Source organism: Salinimonas iocasae (assembly GCF_006228385.1).
GTDB lineage: Bacteria > Pseudomonadota > Gammaproteobacteria > Enterobacterales > Alteromonadaceae > Alteromonas > Alteromonas iocasae.
Map to the genome: position 1 here is coordinate 965360 of NZ_CP039852.1, position 18852 is coordinate 984211.

At 47.0% G+C, this 18852-nt stretch carries 19 protein-coding genes; 10 read left to right on the forward strand and 9 right to left on the reverse strand.

Features of this window, described 5'->3' with window-relative positions:
• Positions 1-129 precede the first annotated feature (129 nt).
• Positions 130-495: a response regulator gene (locus FBQ74_RS04200; RefSeq protein ID WP_139755474.1), complete on the forward strand. Its 366-nt coding sequence runs from the start codon at positions 130-132 to the stop codon at positions 493-495.
• Here FBQ74_RS04200 and FBQ74_RS04205 read toward each other — a convergent pair.
• Positions 492-1172 (reverse strand): SDR family oxidoreductase, encoded by a 681-nt coding sequence (locus FBQ74_RS04205; protein WP_139755475.1) that lies wholly within the window; start codon positions 1170-1172, stop codon positions 492-494. The two genes, FBQ74_RS04200 and FBQ74_RS04205, sit on opposite strands and share 4 nt — an antisense overlap.
• A gap of 494 nt (positions 1173-1666) precedes the next feature.
• On the opposite strand from FBQ74_RS04205, the gene thrA reads away from it, so the two are divergent.
• From thrA to FBQ74_RS04235, 6 genes are all read left to right on the forward strand, one after another.
• On the forward strand, positions 1667-4132 hold the full coding sequence (gene thrA / locus FBQ74_RS04210; protein WP_139755476.1) for a bifunctional aspartate kinase/homoserine dehydrogenase I: 2466 nt from the start codon (positions 1667-1669) through the stop codon (positions 4130-4132).
• Between the two features lie 10 nt (positions 4133-4142).
• Positions 4143-5105 carry a homoserine kinase gene (thrB, locus tag FBQ74_RS04215; protein ID WP_139755477.1) on the forward strand — a complete coding sequence of 321 codons (963 nt, stop codon included), beginning with the start codon at positions 4143-4145 and terminating at the stop codon, positions 5103-5105.
• 7 nt (positions 5106-5112) lie between these two features.
• A complete protein-coding gene (gene thrC / locus FBQ74_RS04220; RefSeq protein WP_139755478.1) occupies positions 5113-6405 on the forward strand; it encodes a threonine synthase in 1293 nt (430 codons plus the stop codon).
• Positions 6402-7058, forward strand: a complete 657-nt coding sequence (gene ung / locus FBQ74_RS04225) for a uracil-DNA glycosylase (RefSeq protein ID WP_139755479.1) — start codon at positions 6402-6404, stop codon at positions 7056-7058. The genes thrC and ung overlap by 4 nt, the downstream gene beginning before the upstream one ends.
• Before the next feature lie 253 nt (positions 7059-7311).
• Complete coding sequence (locus tag FBQ74_RS04230) at positions 7312-7749, forward strand: DUF2799 domain-containing protein (protein WP_168190599.1); 438 nt, start codon at positions 7312-7314, stop codon at positions 7747-7749.
• Positions 7750-8053: 304 nt separating this feature from the next.
• The gene (locus tag FBQ74_RS04235; RefSeq protein WP_139755481.1) at positions 8054-9232 is read left to right on the forward strand and encodes a serine hydrolase domain-containing protein; all 1179 of its coding nucleotides are present in this window, start codon (positions 8054-8056) and stop codon (positions 9230-9232) included.
• A gap of 188 nt (positions 9233-9420) precedes the next feature.
• On the opposite strand, the gene FBQ74_RS04240 is transcribed toward FBQ74_RS04235, so the two are convergent.
• The 3 genes from FBQ74_RS04240 to tal all read right to left on the reverse strand — a co-directional run bounded on the left by FBQ74_RS04240 (position 9421) and on the right by tal (position 12512).
• Positions 9421-9597, reverse strand: coding sequence for a DUF3545 family protein (locus FBQ74_RS04240; RefSeq protein WP_139755482.1), 177 nt, complete (start codon positions 9595-9597; stop codon positions 9421-9423).
• A 211-nt stretch (positions 9598-9808) separates the two neighbouring features.
• Positions 9809-11458, reverse strand: a complete 1650-nt coding sequence (gene pgi, locus FBQ74_RS04245; protein WP_139755483.1) for a glucose-6-phosphate isomerase — start codon at positions 11456-11458, stop codon at positions 9809-9811.
• Between the two features lie 94 nt (positions 11459-11552).
• Positions 11553-12512: a transaldolase gene (tal, locus tag FBQ74_RS04250; RefSeq protein ID WP_139755484.1), complete on the reverse strand. Its 960-nt coding sequence runs from the start codon at positions 12510-12512 to the stop codon at positions 11553-11555.
• A 312-nt stretch (positions 12513-12824) separates the two neighbouring features.
• Here tal and yaaA point away from each other — a divergent pair, with 312 nt between their 5' ends.
• Positions 12825-13601 (forward strand): peroxide stress protein YaaA, encoded by a 777-nt coding sequence (gene yaaA / locus FBQ74_RS04255; protein ID WP_139755485.1) that lies wholly within the window; start codon positions 12825-12827, stop codon positions 13599-13601.
• A 52-nt stretch (positions 13602-13653) separates the two neighbouring features.
• Here the strand turns inward: yaaA and FBQ74_RS04260 are convergent, their stop codons facing one another.
• From FBQ74_RS04260 to FBQ74_RS04280, 5 genes are all read right to left on the reverse strand, one after another.
• The gene (locus FBQ74_RS04260; protein WP_139755486.1) at positions 13654-13878 is read right to left on the reverse strand and encodes a hypothetical protein; all 225 of its coding nucleotides are present in this window, start codon (positions 13876-13878) and stop codon (positions 13654-13656) included.
• Positions 13879-14096: 218 nt separating this feature from the next.
• The gene (locus tag FBQ74_RS04265) at positions 14097-14537 is read right to left on the reverse strand and encodes a DUF4426 domain-containing protein (RefSeq protein ID WP_139755487.1); all 441 of its coding nucleotides are present in this window, start codon (positions 14535-14537) and stop codon (positions 14097-14099) included.
• A gap of 26 nt (positions 14538-14563) precedes the next feature.
• A complete protein-coding gene (locus FBQ74_RS04270) occupies positions 14564-15106 on the reverse strand; it encodes a YggT family protein (RefSeq protein WP_139755488.1) in 543 nt (180 codons plus the stop codon).
• 20 nt (positions 15107-15126) lie between these two features.
• The gene (proC, locus tag FBQ74_RS04275) at positions 15127-15948 is read right to left on the reverse strand and encodes a pyrroline-5-carboxylate reductase (protein WP_139755489.1); all 822 of its coding nucleotides are present in this window, start codon (positions 15946-15948) and stop codon (positions 15127-15129) included.
• A gap of 38 nt (positions 15949-15986) precedes the next feature.
• Positions 15987-16676, reverse strand: coding sequence for a YggS family pyridoxal phosphate-dependent enzyme (locus FBQ74_RS04280; protein WP_139755490.1), 690 nt, complete (start codon positions 16674-16676; stop codon positions 15987-15989).
• A gap of 29 nt (positions 16677-16705) precedes the next feature.
• Here FBQ74_RS04280 and FBQ74_RS04285 point away from each other — a divergent pair, with 29 nt between their 5' ends.
• On the forward strand, positions 16706-17731 hold the full coding sequence (locus tag FBQ74_RS04285) for a type IV pilus twitching motility protein PilT (RefSeq protein WP_139755491.1): 1026 nt from the start codon (positions 16706-16708) through the stop codon (positions 17729-17731).
• Between the two features lie 14 nt (positions 17732-17745).
• On the forward strand, positions 17746-18852 hold the full coding sequence (locus tag FBQ74_RS04290; protein WP_139755492.1) for a PilT/PilU family type 4a pilus ATPase: 1107 nt from the start codon (positions 17746-17748) through the stop codon (positions 18850-18852).

Below are 18852 nucleotides of genomic sequence, written 5' to 3' on the forward strand. Positions count from 1 at the left end.
CTGTTCAGGGATACAATAGGTAGTGAACAAAACTGTTGCTTTTTTAACTACCTTGGGTAATTTATTCAGCGGAACAACACCGCCTTTGGTTACAGTGTTATACCACAGGGAAGAACAACAAGGTACATCGTGAGTTTTACAGTTTTAGTCTGTGATGATTCTGCCATCGCCCGCAAAATGGCAATCAGAAGTTTGCCCGCTGCATTACAGAACAATGTAGTCCAGGCGGCGGATGGTCAGCAAGCATTGTCGATATTAAGCGCGCAGCGCATAGATCTGCTATTGCTGGATTTAACCATGCCCGTGCTAGACGGTGTGGGTGTATTGGAGTCAATCAGACAACATATGCACGAGGTGTTCGTACTCGTGATATCAGGCGATATCCAGCCTCATATGCAGCAGAAAATCCGACAGTTTAATGTGCTTGGTTTTTTACCAAAGCCAGTGTGTACAACCCGAATGTCATACACACTGAGCCAGTATGGACTGTATTAATTGGTTGGCATCAGGTAGATTTCTCTAACGCTGTTGCGCTGATGGGCATCGATAGCAAAAGCAACGGCTTCTGCTACGTCTTCTGGTTGTAACTTGTCATCTTTCGCTTCATCAAAAAAGGGTGTATTCACCACACCAGGACAAATTGTGGTACAACGACCATTCCACTCTTTCATTTCTTCCGCCAAATTATTTCCAAAACCATACGCGAACCATTTGCTCGCACCGTAAACTGAGCCTTTAATAGCCCGACGACCGGCTGCTGATGCAGTCATGATAAAGTGACCTTCAGTTTCGCGCAGATGCGGTAAGGTCAGATTTGCTGTCCACAACAACGCCTTAACGTTTATATCTATTAGTTTGTCCCACTCTTGTGGATCACCATTTTCGGTACCAGCAGCATTCAGACCGATACCTGCGTTAGCAAAAGCCACATCAAGGCGACCGTAATGGGCAACCGTTTTTTCGACTACCTCTTTTTGCGCATCAAACGATGTAGCATCAGCGCTAAACGCAACAGCATTGTCCTGCCCCAGTTCTGACACCAGACTATTGAGTTTGTCTTCACTACGCGCAGTAAGCGCTACTTTATGTCCGTTTTTAACCAGTTCCTGAGCCGTCGCGCGACCAATACCACTGGATGCGCCGGTGATGAGTACAATTTTACTTTTTGACATGATGCCCTCCGTAATCAATATACTCAGTTTCGCAAAACCGCAGCAGACAGATCATTTTTAGCGGCGCGATATGACAGTCTAATGACGCAAAGATGGCTAAATGGTGACATCATCGATTTTGTAAACCTCAGATATATAGAGTCACGCCAATAGTTTTTTTTCATTCGGACTCAGGGATAGTGCGTGTTGCATAAAAGGTTACATCGCATTCTTTTGGTCGCGCGGTAGATCTTTTTATTGCCAGACTTAGATTGATTACATTTTTTACAGTTTTTATTGGAAACGCGGTTGACAGATAGACGTCTATACGGCAAATTGAAGTTATGAAGACAATGATTCGCACCACCGGCATGATGATGATTACCACCTCGATGAGGGCGGTTGCTGGTTAGTGCACGAAAGTCACACATACCAAAAACCCGCCCTCCCAAAGAGAGCGGGTTTTTTTTTACCTGAATGATCTGCCAGATAGGCGATACAAAAAGGAGCGACAAATGAAAGTGTTAAAGTTTGGTGGTTCATCTCTGGCTGATGCCCAACGTTATCTGACTGTGACAGATATTAGTATTGATACACACCAAACCGATGGCGCTGCAGTTGTTTTATCTGCTCCTAAAGGGGTGACAAATGCGCTGGCGTTATTGTGTGAGCAAGCTGCAGCCAATGAGGATTTTCTGCCCTTATTCGATAAGCTGACCACCTTAGTTAGTGGCATTGCTGCAGACTTGCAGGCGGAGCTTGACGGCTTTGACTACGAAAGAGTGATTACCTTTATCAATGAGCAGCTTACTGCGCTAAAAAAGCAGCTTGATGGTATACGGCTACTGGGGTGTGCACCCGAATCAGTGGGGGCAGGCATCTTAAGTATGGGCGAGTACATCAGTGTAACCTTATTTGGTGCTATTTTGTCGGCGCGCAATATTAATAATCAGGTGCTGGATCCTGTTAACTACATCCAGGCGCAGGGTGATTATCTGGATAGTATTGCAGATGTCGCGGTCAGTAAGGCACGTTTCAGTGATGTACCACAAGACGGTAGCGTTCTGCTGGTAATGCCCGGTTTTGTTGCAGCAAACGAAGCAGGCCAGAAAGTAACACTGGGACGCAATGGTTCTGATTATTCTGCGGCGATTCTGGCCGCCTGTATTGATGCACAGACCTGTGAAATCTGGACTGACGTTGATGGTGTTTACAATGCTGACCCCAACCAGGTGGAAGGCGCTATTTTACTGGATAAACTGACCTACCAGGAAGCGATGGAGCTGTCCTACTTCGGTGCCAAAGTACTTCACCCTAAAACAATCGGCCCCATCGCTCAGCACCACATTCCCTGTCGAATCAGAAATACCCTCAACCCTGCGGCACCCGGTACACTGATATCCAAAGAGGCGAGCGAGACCTGGACATCTGTGAAAGGCATCAGTCAACTGGATGACATCACGATGTTCAACGTGGCAGGTCCGGGACTTAAAGGTATGGTAGGGATGGCCAGCCGGGTTTTTGAAGTTATGTCTAATGCGAATATCTCTATTAGTCTTATTACACAGTCCAGTTCTGAGTACAGCATCAGTTTCTGCATCGCTGAAAAAGACTCAGACAAAGCCCTGGCACTACTGGATGATGCGTTTGCGCTGGAGCTGCAAAATCAATTATTGGATCCAATTGAAGTACGTCGTAACCTGGCAATAGTGACGCTGGTAGGTGATGGAATGCGCCATACTAAAGGCCTTGCAGCTCGTTTCTTTAATGCTTTAGCGCAAGCCAGAGTCAACAATGTAGCTATTGCTCAGGGGTCCTCGGAACGTTCAATCTCAACGGTTATCGAAGCACCTAAAGCCCGCAAAGCGGTTAGGGTTATTCATCAGAACTTCTTTTCCAACAGGCACAATATTGATGTTTTTCTGGTGGGCTGCGGTAATGTCGGTACCGAGCTTCTCAGCCAGATTTCCCGACAACAGCCGTCATTGCTTAAACGCAATGTTCAATTGAGAGTTTATGGTATCGCTAACAGCAGAAAGCTGCTGCTAAGCGAGCAAGGGATTGATATCGCCGGGGACTGGGCTGAGCAGCTTGTTGCTTCACAAAATGCATTCAGCATCGACACGTTGCGTGAGTTTGTTAATGCTAACAGCCTGGTCAACCCGGTAATAGTTGATTGCACCAGTCACGCAGGTATTGCTAATCAGTATGTCGAAATGATGGAGCAGGGCTTTCATGTGGTAACGCCCAACAAAAAGGCGAACACCGATACGCTTGAATATTATCGACAGCTGCGTAAAACAGCACTGAAGACTAACCGGCAATATCTTTACGAAACGACCGTAGGCGCGGGATTGCCCGTTATTGATAACCTGCAGAAGTTGTTCAGCGCAGGCGACGTACTGCATCGCTTCGAGGGAATTCTTTCGGGCAGTTTGTCTTATGTTTTCGGCAAACTGGAAGAAGGGATGACACTGTCGCAAGCGACATCAACGGCGAAGCAGAATGGTTATACAGAACCGGATCCCCGTGATGACCTGAGCGGCATGGACGTAGCAAGAAAGTTGCTGATTATGGCCAGAGAAGCGGATTTGGAGCTTGAGCTCTCGGATATCGAGATTGAATCTGTGCTGCCTGAAGGGTTCGGAGAATCATTAAGCGTTGATGAATTCATGAACGAACTGCCCACCCTGGATGCTGAGTTTGATAAAAAGGTTCAGCAGGCTCAGGCACAGGGTAAAGTTCTGCGCTACATTGGTACTATTGAACAGGACAAATGCAAAGTCAGCATCCAGGCGGTCACACAGGAGCATCCACTGGCTGCGGTGAAAGACGGTGAAAATGCCCTTGCTATCAGCAGCGATTACTATCAACCTATCCCTTATGTTATTCGTGGGTATGGTGCTGGCGGAACAGTAACGGCAGCGGGCGTGTTTGCTGACATCTTGCGAACCATGCCATGGAAGCAAATTAACGGTTGAGGATGATTGCATGAGTGATTCAGGTAACCGAAGCAGCGCATTTGCGCCGGCATCAATTGGAAATGTAAGTCTGGGGTATGATGTCTTAGGCGCAGCCATAGAGCCAATTGACGGTGCGCGACTGGGCGATGAAGTGGTGGTTGAAGCAGCCGAACAGTTCAGTCTTACTGTCACCGGGCCGTTCGGTCATAAGCTGCCGGGCCATGTGAATCAAAACATCGTAACCCACTGCTATGAGCACTTCATTGAAGCGTGCGTAAAATACGGTCATACCACGCATCCGGTAGCCATGACACTACACAAAAACTTGCCCGTCGGCAGCGGTTTGGGGTCAAGCGCCAGTTCCATAGTGGCAGCGCTAAGCGCGCTGAACAACCATTTCGGTCATCCGTTTGATAAAGATGCGATGTTACTGATGATGGGAGAAATGGAAGGGCAGATCAGTGGCAGTATTCATTATGACAATGTCGCCCCCTGCTATCTGGGCGGAATGACACTGATGACGGGCAAACACAAACCCATTGCGCTTTCATTGCCCGTTTTTAATAACTGGTACTGGGCTGTCTGTTATTCGGGGATCAGTGTTTCTACCTCCGCGGCACGAGAGATCCTGCCGACCAGTGTAACTGTGCCTACAGCGCTGATGTTCGGTCAGCAGCTTGGGGTATTTATTCACGCTCTGCATACCAATGACGAACAACTTGCCGCCAGTGTGATGCAGGATGTTATCGCTGAGCCATTTCGAAAACAGCTATTACCGGGGTTTGATGATGCCCGGGACTATTGTCTTGCCAACGGCGCATTAGCGTTTGGCATTTCAGGATCAGGCCCCACTGTTTTTGCAGTTTGCCAGGATAAATCGACAGCAGAAGCGTTGACACAATGGCTTGATCAGAATTACAGGCAAAACGAAGACGGCTTTAGCCACGTATGTTGTATTCCCGATGTGGGTGCACAGGAACAGCAAAGGTAATTGATAAGTGGAATTAGTAAATTTAAAAGACGCCAGTGACACCGCGTCATTTTCTCAGGCGATTGTAAGAGGACTGGGTAAGAATCAGGGCCTTTATTTTCCCACCGCTATTCCGAAGCTGGCGAATATGGACCAGTTACTTGAAAAGCCATTTGTCGAACGCAGTATTGAAATACTGCATGCGCTGATTGGCGACGAACTTGGCGATGGCGTTTTGCAGGAAGTGGTGGAGCAGGCCTTCACGTTTCCGGCACCGGTAGAAAAAGTCTCTGATGACATTTATACACTGGAGCTTTTTCACGGTCCGACACTGGCATTTAAAGATTTTGGCGGGCGGTTCATGGCCCAGTGCTTGTCGCGTATTCTGGAGGGCAAACCGGTAACTATCTTGACGGCAACGTCTGGCGATACCGGTGCTGCAGTAGCCCATGCATTTCATGGCATTGAAAATATCAATGTAGTGATCTTGTTTCCAGACGGAAAAATCAGTCCGTTACAGGAAAAGCTGTTCTCTACACTAGGTGACAACATTCATACAGTGGCCATTGATGGTGATTTTGACGACTGTCAGGCGATGGTAAAGCGTGCATTCGATGACAAACAGGCCCGCGATGAGCTTCACCTTAATTCTGCCAATTCTATTAATATCAGCAGGTTGTTAGCACAGGTTTGCTATTACTTTGAGGCGGTCAGTCAGGTCCCTGAGAATGAGAGAGAGCATCTGGTTATCTCAGTCCCCAGCGGTAATTTCGGTAATCTGACCGCGGGGCTTATCGCACAGGCTATGGGTATGCCGGTGAAGCGGTTTATTGCCGCCACAAACCTTAATGATACCGTTCCGCGCTATCTGAAAACCGGAGAATGGGACCCGAAGAAAACGGTGGCCACCACGTCTAATGCCATGGATGTCAGCCAGCCTAATAACTGGCCCCGTATTGAGGGCTTAATAGAGCGCGGCTTTGTTGATAAAGATGTGCTTAAGGGCGAGTCCATTGATGAACAATACACGCAAATGGCTCTTCGTCAGCTGGCGCAGGCTGGTTATACCAGCGAGCCCCACGCAGCAATTGCATACCGCTCTGTTAGTCATGATCTTGCTCCGGGTGAGAAGGGCATGTTCCTGGGTACCGCCCATCCGGCCAAATTCCGCGAAACAGTAGAAAATGTTCTGGGCCAACCTATTAGTTTGCCTAAAATTCTGGCAGACGTAGCGGGTGAAGATAGTCTGGCTAAGAAACTTCCTGCAGATTATGAAGCACTGAAAAAGCACATGTTCGATACACTAAAGGGAAATGCGTGATTTGGGAAGATGTTATAGGCGCAGAAAAACAAAAGCCCTATTTTCAGACGCTGATGCAGCGTGTTGAAGAAGCGCGTCAGAGTGGAAAAACAGTATACCCGCCAAGGGAGGATGTGTTTAACGCGTTGAAACTCACTCCTTTTGAAAATGTAAAAGTGGTCATACTTGGTCAGGACCCTTACCACGGTCCTGACCAGGCACATGGCTTATGCTTTTCAGTGCAGCATGGAGTGGCGACACCGCCTTCACTAAAAAATATCTACAAGGAGCTGGCCCGGGATATCGACGGTTTCAGTATTCCCGGGCATGGTGATTTAACAAGTTGGGCGCAACAGGGCGTTTTGCTGCTAAATACTGTGCTGACGGTAGAGCAAGGCAATGCGCACAGCCATGCAAAATGGGGGTGGGAAACGCTGACTGATCAGATTATTCAGGCAGTCAGTGACCATAAGCAGAGTGTCGTTTTTTTATTGTGGGGCAGTCATGCCCAGAAAAAGGGTAAGAATATCGATAAATCAAAGCATTATGTACTTAATGCGCCGCACCCATCACCACTTTCTGCCCACCGTGGCTTCTTAGGCTGCGGGCATTTTTCAAAGACCAATACATTGTTACGCGAACAGAGTGAATCCGACATTATTTGGCAGGTGTGAAAACATCAACAAAGTGTCGAGCTGGTTGAAGTTTGAACTGTAAAGCGAGTACTCGCGTAACTATTTTAGTCGCAATTTTTAAATTGAAGTAGGCTGAAATTCGTCCTATAGTCAGATAAGTACAGAGCAAATATAAAGTAAGTAGAGAGATATGTTCAGGGGTAGGGTCTTAACATGTTATCGCACAAGGACTTGCAGTAAGCCCGAAAGAACGACTTCATTTTATCAGCAAGTAAGGGAAAGGAAGACAATCATGAAAAAAGTATTAGCTGTAACAGTACTACTTTGCACGTCACCATTTGCAATGGCGAGCACTAACTCAGCAACCTGTAGCGAATCACTTGAATGGCAGGACAGCGGCTTTGAAATGGGCAGCAAGGGCAAGGCCGCTACAGAATTTTACGCATTGGCAAAACAGTGCAACGGTAATGTCTCACAAACTGAAGAGGCCGCCTTTGTTAAAGGTTACATGGCAGGAATTCAAACGTTTTGCAATTACGAAAACGGCTTTGAGTTAGGTAAAGAAAATGCGTCAGTTCCTAATGTATGTCCGAAAAGTATGTTAGATGAAATCGCGCAAGGTTATAAGGACGGTAAGGCCCACCAAAATAGGCGCTTAAACGATATTCTTAGCACAGATACTGTTGGTATAGTGCCTCGCTACAACGTGCCATTCAGCAGTGGTCGATAGTCTATGCTTTGACTATGACTAGTCCTAAAAAAAAGCGCCTCTAAGGCGCTTTTTTTATATGGTTTAAATTGGCTATTGCTCACCCTGACACAGTTACTCAAGCGCATTTAACCAACCGTGTATCCGCCGTACTGTTTGCTCATCGGCTTTCAACTAAACTATCTTACTTTTTCAAAGCCGGGCGCTTAGCGTCCCCCGCAGATAAAAACGGAAGAGCAAAAACACTGAAGAATATCATCTTAAAACCAACCATTAAGGCTGTGTCTGCGACTAACCGAAAAATAGCGTAATTAGCGGAATTATCATGAGAATACTATTGCTTGCCGTGGTGTGGTTATATGCGGTGAATATTGCAATTGCTCAAGAAATTGAGGCATTGGATCAAAGCAAACTGAACTTCAGACAACTTGAAAAAATTATCAATCAGGAAGTCGACCGACCTGCAGTGCCATCATTATCGTTCGCATTAATACACCGGAATGAGGTGGTATTCAGTCACCAGACCGGCGTATTAAAGGCTGGTGACGAAGCTCAGGTGACAAACCAAACAGTTTATGAAGTAGCGTCACTGAGCAAACCGGTCTTTGCGGTAGGTGTGCTCAGGCTGGCAGAGCAGGGACTCATTGATCTGGATAAACCGCTTTATAAATACCTGCCTTTCGATGAACTGGAAAAAACAGATAAATCGTATCGGACGGTGACCGCCCGCATGGTGTTAGCGCACACTTCCGGATTCCCCAACTGGCGATGGTTTGACAAGCCCCCTGCATCGGTCGGTATCACTCGTGGTGACATGTTCATGAAAGCTGCGCCCGGAGAGTTTTCTTACTCCGGTGAGGCTTATCATTATCTGGCCCGCGTTGTCATGAAGCTAACTGACGCGGACGAAAAATCGTTGGATAAGGTTCTGACTGAACTGGTACCGGTTAAAGATAATAGTGACATTTTCTGGACGTGGGATCCTTCGCTATCACAACGTAAAGCATTTGGGCATAAGCAGGGGGAGCCGACAGATCGCGATTGGCCGATGTCATTTCCGGATGATACATCCGATAAAATAGGTGTAGCGGGAAGGCTTCATACAAACGCTGAAACATACGCACATTTTCTTACTGCGCTGTACAATGAACAATACATCAATCGCCGTTCGCTAATGAAGATGTTTACTGTGCAGTCAGCTATTCCACCGGACACTTTTGACTATAAAAGTAACTGTCTGGTTGGCTGGGGCCTGGGAGTCGCGCTGGGTGCCTCTGAGTTTGGCAGCAGACATTATCACGGCGGCAATAATGGTGACTTCCAGTCAGGCTTCACAATATACCGTTCGGGCGAAATCGGTTTTGTGTTCGTCACTAATGGTGACGACGGTGAACGACTTCATCGTCTCTTTGAGTCGATAATCGAAAATGGCACGCCATTGCCGACCAATGGTAAGCCTGCCCCGAAAGCACGTCACATTTCGTTTCTCGCCCAGCATTTTTAGTATATGGCTCAAGGCAATTACGTGCCATGCAATAGCCGAACACGCTATAAACCTGGCAATGTCAGAGCTGCGTCGTTCCCCCGTTTATACAGGCCATATTGCCTGTTACAGACGTAAGGTACGTATGCAGTTAATCTGGTTTATAAAACAAAAAACGGCCATTTGATATCAAATGGCCGTTTCATATTTTATCTCTGCATGGTCTCAAGCTCGTATTCAAAACCGGCGTCGATTTCAGCGAGCTCTTTTTCTAGTCTGTATCTATCCTGTAAAGCTTCAATTTCTCTCCACTTACGCTTTTTGCTTTTAGTTTTTGCTGGCGTTGCTTCGATGTCTAGCATGGAAAATAGATCTGACTTATCCACGAGGATCTCCTTTTATTTACCACTTACAACAGTGACAGAGCGAATCTATCTCTTCCTCTGTTCAATTTTGTATCACAGCTTCATTAAAAATAAAATAAAAAAGTTTACTTTTTATTAACAAAAGGTGACGTTTACATGACAGGGATCAATAAAGGGAGTTGCCGGGTAGTGCAGAAGCGACTACCCGATGGTGAGAGTAAGGCGTGATGACCTATTTTTGTGCATTCGCGCGCTGAAACTGAGCAATCAATTGTTGGGTTGATGCATCGAAGTTATCACTGCTTGCGTCGCCATTAATGCCATCAAGAACTTGATTACCAAGAACTTTTCCTAACTCTACACCCCACTGATCAAACGAGTTGACCTGCCAGATGGCACCCTGAACGAACACCTTGTGTTCATACAGAGCAACCAGCGAGCCAAGAACTTCGGGTGTCAGAGAATTAAACAACAATGTGTTGCTGGGTTTATTGCCTGGCATGGTTTTGTGCTGGGCGATGGCCTTGCGTGTGGCGTCATCCATATCGGTATCAGACAAATCCGCATAACATTCATCAAATGTTTTACCTTGCATGAGTGCCTGAGTTTGTCCAAAGCAATTGGAAGCAAGCATAGCGTGGTGCGTATCATCCTGATTAGGCACATTTAGCGGTAACATAAAGTCAGCCGGAATCAGCGATGTACCCTGGTGAATCAGCTGATGAAAGCTATGTTGGCCGTTTGTCCCTTCGCTACCCCAGATAACAGGGCCGGTCTCGTAGTCTACAACATCGCCTTGCTGAGTAACCTGCTTACCATTACTTTCCATATCCAGTTGCTGCACATAAGCAGGTAAACCGCGCAGGTAATGGTAATAGGGGAGTAAAACGTGCGACTGCGCGCCAAAAAAGTTTCTGTACCAGACGCCAAGCATCGCCATAATAACCGGCATGTTGGATTCAAGCGGCGCCTCACAGAAATGCTTATCCATGGCGTGAGCGCCTTTGAGCAGGCTATGAAAATGGTCAAATCCCAGCGACAGACAGATTGGCAAACCGATGGCAGACCACAGCGAATAGCGACCGCCGACCCAGTCCCACATCGGGAAAATGTTTTCTTCAGCGATACCAAATTCTGTAGCAGCTTTAACATTGGATGATACTGCGACAAAATGTTTGGCGATATCTTCCTGAGCTGCGCCACTGGCTAAAAACCAGTTTTTAGCAGTTTGCGTGTTTTGCAGGGTCTCCTGAGTAGAAAACGATTTAGAAGACATCACAACCAGTGTTTCTTCAGGGTCTACCGAGGCCAGAACGTCAGTGATGTGGCAACCGTCTACATTTGCCACAAAATGAACCTTAACGCCTTTTTGCTGATAAGGCTTTAGCGCCTCAGTCATAATTTTAGGGCCCAGGAAAGAGCCGCCGATACCGATGGCGACAATATCTTTAACTGCCTTGCCGGTATAGCCCTTGTGCTCGCCACTGTGGACCGATTCAGTGAAGGTGCGCATTTTGTCCAGCGTCGCCTTTACCTCTGGCATAACATCTTCACCGTCTACATAGACAGGCTTGTCAGTAAGATTACGCAAAGCAGTATGCAATACGGCACGGCCTTCTGTTTGATTGATGGCCTGCCCACCAAACATCGCATCACGCTGCTTTTCCACATTGCGCGCCCGCGCCAACGACATCAACCCGGACATAACATCATCGGTTACTCTGTTTTTAGAATAATCAAGAAACAGTCCACAAGTTTCAGCTTGCATTTTATCAGCCCGCTGCGGGTCGGTATTAAACCAGTCGCGCATGTGGTTGTCTTTTACTGATTCAGCGAGGGTTTTCAGATGTTGCCATTCAGGCTGGGTGGTAAGAGAGCTCATTAGCAAATCCTGCTTTATAACAATTAAACAAAAAAGGTTACACCAATATACAGCGTAACCTTTTTATCAATTCAAATGTAGTATTATATTAAGATTAGACATCCAGCTTCTGTTTCAGTACGTCTTCCAGTTTCACCTGGTCAGCGGCGAAATTTCTGATTCCTTCTGCCAGTTTCTGCGTGGCCATCGCATCTTCGTTCATCATCCAGCGGAATTCGATTTCTTCGATCTTATCGCCAGGTATTTTACTACTCCCTTCGTCGTTCAACTGACGCGGTAACTCAGATGTTTCATTCGCCAGTTCCTCCAGCAACGCTGGACTGATCGTCAATCTGTCACAACCTGCCAGTGCCTGAATCTCGCCGATATTTCTGAAACTTGCACCCATTACTACCGTGCTATAGCCATACTCTTTGTAATAGTTGTAAATTTCAGTCACCGATTGCACGCCCGGATCTTCCTGAGAGGTATAGTCTTTTTTGTCCGTATTGGCCTTATACCAGTCCAAAATGCGGCCTACGAAAGGAGAAATCAGAAACACGCCTGCTTCGGCACATGCTCTGGCTTGTGCAAAGTTGAACAGTAGCGTCAGGTTACAATGAATACCCTTCTTCTCAAGTTCCTCGGCGGCACGAATACCTTCCCAGGTCGATGCAATTTTGATCAGAATACGTGATTTATCGATACCTTCATCACTATAAAGCTCAATCAGGCGCTCAGCTTTCTTTATCGTCGCCTCAGTATCGAATGATAAGCGAGCATCTACCTCTGTAGAAATTCGACCAGGTACAGACGAGGAGATTTCTTTTCCGATCAGTACAGAAAGTTTATCGGCAGCATCAACCAGTTGCTGATCAGCATCTTTTGACTGAAGTTTTGCCCACGCCACTGCGTCGCCGATGATATCTTTATAGTGTGGCAGGCTGGCTGCCTTCAAAAGCAAAGACGGGTTGGTTGTAGCATCGACCGGTTGGTATTTCTTGATAGCTTCGATATCGCCGGTGTCGGCAACCACGGTTGTCATTTCACGAAGTGCTTCTAACTGATTACTCATAGTTCTCTCTGAATTAGTCAAAAAAATGCAATAGACGAAATTAACGGAAAACCCGTATCGGTTCGTTTTTGATTACCCCAGCAGGGCATGCGCGTTGTAGGGTTATTATGGTTAGAATCTTAAAGCAGATCGCAAAATCTTTTCACGCGAATCTGTGATACCACAATAAAAGTCGTTTAAGCTTATTTATCAAATTGGGGTTGTTTAATGCTATTCAACCAATTAATTGATTACGATGATAAATTTTTTCGTCTTTAAACACTCTACCTAAAAACATAGACTACATGCATTATTTAAATTAGGAATGACTTTATGTTAGTTGTGGTATCGCCAGCTAAGAACCTTGATTACGAATCGCCGGTACCGGCGAATGAATCTACTCAACCTGTGCTTTTAGAGGATGCACAAGAACTGGTAGAGCGTTGTAAAGCACTCTCGCCGGCTGACTTATCCTCACTAATGGGAATAAGCGATAAGCTTGCTGTACTCAATGCTAATCGATTCGCGGAGTTTTCTACCCCGTTTACTACTGAAAATGCGCGTCAGGCACTTTTTGCCTTTAATGGTGATGTCTATACCGGACTGGATGCCTACTCATTAAAAGACACCGACATTGACTATGCGCAGCGTCATTTGCGAATACTATCAGGACTGTATGGCGTACTAAGGCCGCTTGATTTGATGCAGCCTTACCGACTGGAGATGGGCACAAAGCTTGATACAGAAAGAGGTAAGGACTTGTACGCGTTTTGGGATAAAACTATTACCGAGAACCTGAATCAGGCACTTAAAGAGCAGGGTGATAACGTGTTGGTCAACCTGGCATCTAACGAATATTTTAAATCGGTGAAGAAAAAAGCGCTGGACGCGATGATCGTAACGCCGCAGTTTAAAGACAAAAAGAACGGCCAGTACAAGGTCATTAGCTTCTATGCAAAAAAAGCCAGAGGACTCATGGCGCGCTATATTGTCGAAAAGCAGGTGGACGACGTCGCTGGTCTCAAAGCTTTCGATGAGCAGGGTTATTATTTCAGCGAAGCGCAAAGCACTGACACGGACCTTGTCTTTTTAAGAGAAGAGCAAAAATAACGAGCAGGGCACAGTGCGCCGCATTCGCTGTGCATGCTGAGCCGGGTCGGGTTTACCCGTCTTGCTTCAGGGCAAGACGGGCGCGTTCAAGCTTATAGATCCGGTATAGATAACCCGGCGGCACGAAAACTGTGCCGATAATAAGTAGCGATTTGACAATGTCATCGGTAGTGGGCGTATAGACGCCCCACCAGATGGCCAGTATCGTTCCACTTGTCACTAGGGTAAACACTGCTTCACTGTACAGACGGATCTGACCAATGTTTATGAATTTCATATTTCACCATTACTTCTGTCCCGTAGCGCGATAATGCTGAATACAATGCTATCCGGTAATTCTATAAACTACCGTTTGGGCTACACAGTTTGAGCAAAATGAACTGAGCGCAGACAGGAGACGCTATTTTCTTACGTTCGCTGATGCCGCCCTTTAATTTTCTTTGAGAAAGAATACCAGGTGAGCGTAAGCTGATGAACTGTACGTGGGTAGGGATGTTACTCAGCAAATAACTTTTGCTGAAATTTTAGTGTACGCGTGGTTTGACCGCGTTGAAGTTCGATAGAGAAGCGGTAGGTATCTGCGTTTTCAAACGGAAAAGTCGCCAGATAATAAATAGCGTCACCTTCAGTCACTTTTTTAAAGCGAAGTGGCTGAGCATTACCTAGTAGATTAGTTGCGGTTCCTGACGCAGCGACATTTTGTGCCTCCAAGGATTCGCTGTTAAGAACTGACACGTTAACTAATGCGCTGTATTTACTGCGTACGATACCATACTGGCTCGCGACATCAGGTGTAAGAAATGATGTGTTTACCACAATATAATGGACATCCCACTGACCCAGTGTCACTTTCTGCTCGGCCTGGCTAACCCACGGGGTAAGCAACAATGCGAGTAAAAGCATGAGTCGGGGCAGTGCGATGGTTCCATGTTTCATCGTAGTCTCACTATATGTTTGTAAGGTTAGTACAACCCAAACGTGTCCTGAATCAGAAGCTGTATAAACTGCAGCGCAACAATAGCAACCAGGACGGATAGGTCCAGACCGCCAATAGGTGGAATAATCTTTCTGATAGGTGCCAGAAATGGCTCAGTCAGTTGGTGTAATACATACTCGATAGGGCTGCTACCCTGCGAAACCCAACTTAGGATTGCGCGAAGAATTAGCACCCAGAATATCAGCGAGAATGTTTCTTTAACGACATCAATAATTGCATAAAAGAACACCGCTAACGGATTGTTCAGGCCGGACCCAAAAACCAATGATAAAGTTGCCAGCTTGGCAAATGCAACCACTACCGCCAGAACAAAGGTGGCGGTATCAAACCGCCCCAATGATGGAATGATGCGGCGCAGCGGGCCCACGATAGGGTGCGTGGCTTTTACCACAAACTGGCTCAATGGGTTGTAAAAGTCGGCATGAACCAACTGTAGCCACAATCGTAAAATCACTACCATCAGGTACAGATTGAAGAGGGTAGAGATAAGAAATACCGATGCGCTCATCTATCACTTCCTGCTATAAGTTAAAGTTGTTTAGCCATTTCTTCAGCGCGGTCAACCGCTGCACGCATTGCCTTAGCAACGGTATCAGACAGCCCTTCATCAATCAGCGTGTTTACTGCCGCTGCAGTGGTGCCGCCCTTCGAGGTAACCTGCGCACGTAATTCGCTAAGTTCCAGATCCGGGTTGTTGCATACCATCTCTGCAGCCCCCAGCATGGCTTGTTGGACCATCAGTCTGGCGGCATCTTTATCAAAACCCATATTCATCGCTTCTTCCTGCATAGCCTGCAGGAACAGGAAGAAATAGGCCGGACTTGAACCCGCTGCAGCGATGACCCCATTAATATCGTCTTCGTTTTCTGCCCAAACAGTTTCGCCCACGCCGTTCATCATATCTTCTACGTACTGGCGATCTTCATCACTGATACTTTCATCGGCATATAAACCAGACATGCCTTTACCCAACAGACTTGGTGTATTGGGCATTACTCTGACCACCGGATAATCGCCACCCAGCATTTCTTTTAACCGTGAAACCGGGAGGCCGGCAGCAATAGAGATAAACAGCTTTCCGTCTAGATCGTTGTTTTCACGAAGCGCCTTACACATGTCGCCCATAACCTGAGGTTTGACAGATAAAACAATCGCATCGGCGAACGCACAGGCATCATCGTTTGACTGAGTAGTCTGAATCCCGAATTCTTCTTCAAGCTTTTCCAGGCGTGGTGCAGATGGATTACTGGCCAGTATGTGCGCGCTGTCGTAACCAGAATGAATCAGGCCACTGATGATGCTACGGCTCATGTTACCTGCGCCAATAAAAGCGAGTTTTCTCTGTTGCATAGGGATCCTTATCGGTTAATTGAAAATCTCGTGATAATTTATCCGCGCCGTGCACCGAAAATTGCCGTGCCTACGCGCACCATGGTGGAACCGTGGGCGACAGCCGCTTCCAAATCACCACTCATACCTACGGATAGGGTATCAAAATTGCTCAGCTTTGTATGGTACTGACCAAATAATTCTGCCAGTTGCTCAAGGGTATCATTCTGTTGTGCGTCGGTTACACCAGCCTGCGGAATCGCCATGATCCCCCTTAAGCGTAAATTTTCAAAGCCCTCAATTTGTTCAACCAGCGCGGAAAGCTCTTCTGCGCTAATGCCTGATTTGGAGGCTTCACCGTCCAGATTCAACTGTATACATACATTAAGCGGTGCCAGATGAGAGGGGCGCTGCTCATTCAGTCTGCGAGCAATTTTGAGTCTGTCTACTGACTGCACCCAGTCAAAATGTTCTGCAACCAACCGGGTTTTATTCGACTGAATCGGACCGACCATGTGCCACTGAATATCATCGAGTTCGGCCATAGCCTGAATTTTTTCTACCCCTTCCTGGATGTAGTTTTCGCCAAACAAACGTTGTCCCGCTTCATACGCTTGCCTGATATCAGATACCGGTTTTGTCTTTGATACCGCTAGTAATTGAACGGAATTTGAAGGACGATGAGAGCGAGCAGTCGCCTGATCTATTCGCTCGTGGGCTAACTTCAGTCGTTCTGCTATTGTTTGCATTGTGCACCTAACGATTTGGAGAAGTAGTCGTGGATATTACCGAACTTTTAGCGTTCAGTGTTAAGAATAACGCATCAGACTTGCACCTGTCAGCGGGCTTGCCGCCGATTATTCGAGTTGACGGTCAGATGCGCCGCCTCAATATCCCCGAGCTGGATCATAAACAGGTTCACAGCCTGATTTATGAAATCATGAATGATGCCCAGCGTAAGGAGTACGAAGAAAATCTTGAGGTCGATTTTTCTTTTGAGGTAAAAGATTTATCGCGCTTCAGGGTCAATGCATTTGTTCAGAACCGGGGCGCGGCGGCCGTACTACGGACCATCCCCTCACGCGTTTTATCGCTGGATGAACTTGGCGCACCGGACATTTTCAAACAGATAATCGACCAGCCTACTGGTCTGGTGCTTGTAACCGGTGCCACGGGGTCGGGTAAAAGTACTACGCTGGCGGCGATGATTGATCACATCAATAATTTTAAACGTGATCATATTCTTACTATAGAAGATCCCATCGAATTTGTTCACGAAAACAAACTCAGCCTTATCAACCAGAGGGAAGTGCACCGCGATACCCGTAGCTTTAATAACGCGCTGCGCTCTGCATTGCGTGAAGATCCCGATGTGATACTGGTGGGTGAATTGCGGGACCTTGAGACCATTCGCCTGGCGATGTCCGCTGCGGAAACCGGTCACCTTGTTTTCGGCACATTGCATACTAACTCTGCGCCTAAAACTATTGACCGTATAATTGATGTGTTTCCCGCTGAAGAAAAATCTATGATTCGCTCTATGCTGTCTGAATCGCTGCGTGCCGTTATCTCTCAAACACTGTTACAAAAAGCCGGGGGCGGACGAATCGCTGCGCACGAAATTATGCTGGGCGTACCGGCTATCCGAAACCTTATTCGTGAAGACAAGGTGCCGCAAATGTATTCGGTTATTCAGACCGGTCAGGCGCAGGGAATGCAAACCATGGAACAGTGTCTGCAACGACTGGTTGCCAAGGGGCTGGTATCACAGCAGGATGCCAGTGCCAAAGCTATCGATAAGTAAAAGAGGAATTAACGGTGTTAACTGATTACTTGCAACAGGCCACCGAGCAGGGGGCGTCGGATATTTTTATCACCACTGGTTTTCCGGTCAGTGCAAAAATTAATGGCCAGCTTACGCCTCTTGATGATCACACGCTGTCTCCTGAAGATGCTAAAAGCCTTGTTCACAGTGTGATGGAGCAGCGCTACATTGATGAGCTGGATACGACGAAGGAGGCCAATTTCGCAGTCGGTTTGGATGGTATCGGCCGGTTCCGGTGTAGTGCTTTCTGGCAGCGTGATTCCGTAGGCATGGTGGTACGCCGGATTGTGACCGATATACCCAAGGTAGACGACCTGGGCCTGCCGCCAATTCTTAAAGATGTGATTATGAGTAAGCGAGGCCTTATTCTGATGGTCGGTGCAACAGGTACCGGTAAATCAACGTCACTGGCTGCACTTATCGATCACAGAAATCATAACTCTCGTGGTCATATCCTGACTATCGAGGACCCGATAGAGTTTGTCCATCAGCATGGTAGTTGCGTGGTGACCCAGCGGGAGGTTGGTGTCGATACCCAGTCATTTGACGAAGCGCTTAAAAGCTCACTGCGTCAGGCGCCGGATGTTATTCTTTTAGGCGAAATCCGTTCGATGGAAACCATGGAATATGCGATGTCGTTTGCCGATACCGGTCACCTGTGTGTGGCAACGCTGCACGCCAACAATGCTAACCAGGCGATTGAGCGGATCATGCACCTGGCTCCGCGTGAACTACACGATAAGCTATTGTTCGATTTAAGCCTTAATTTGCGCGCTATCGTGGCTCAGCAGCTTGTACCCAATAAGGACGGCGGGCGCGTTGCTGCTATCGAAATTCTGCTCAACACACCGTTTATCCGGGAACTGATTCAGAACGACAGAATTGGCGAGCTCAAAGAAGCGATGAAAAAGAGTAAAGAGGCAGGCATGCAGACGTTTGATATGGCGCTGTATGAGCTTTATCAAAACGGTGATATTGAGCTTGAGCAGGCACTGCATCATGCTGACTCACCAAATGATCTGCGTCTGATGATCAAGCTTGATTCAGACAGTGGCTCAAGCCTTGGTTCGTTAAGTGATGTTTCTATCGATATGGACTGA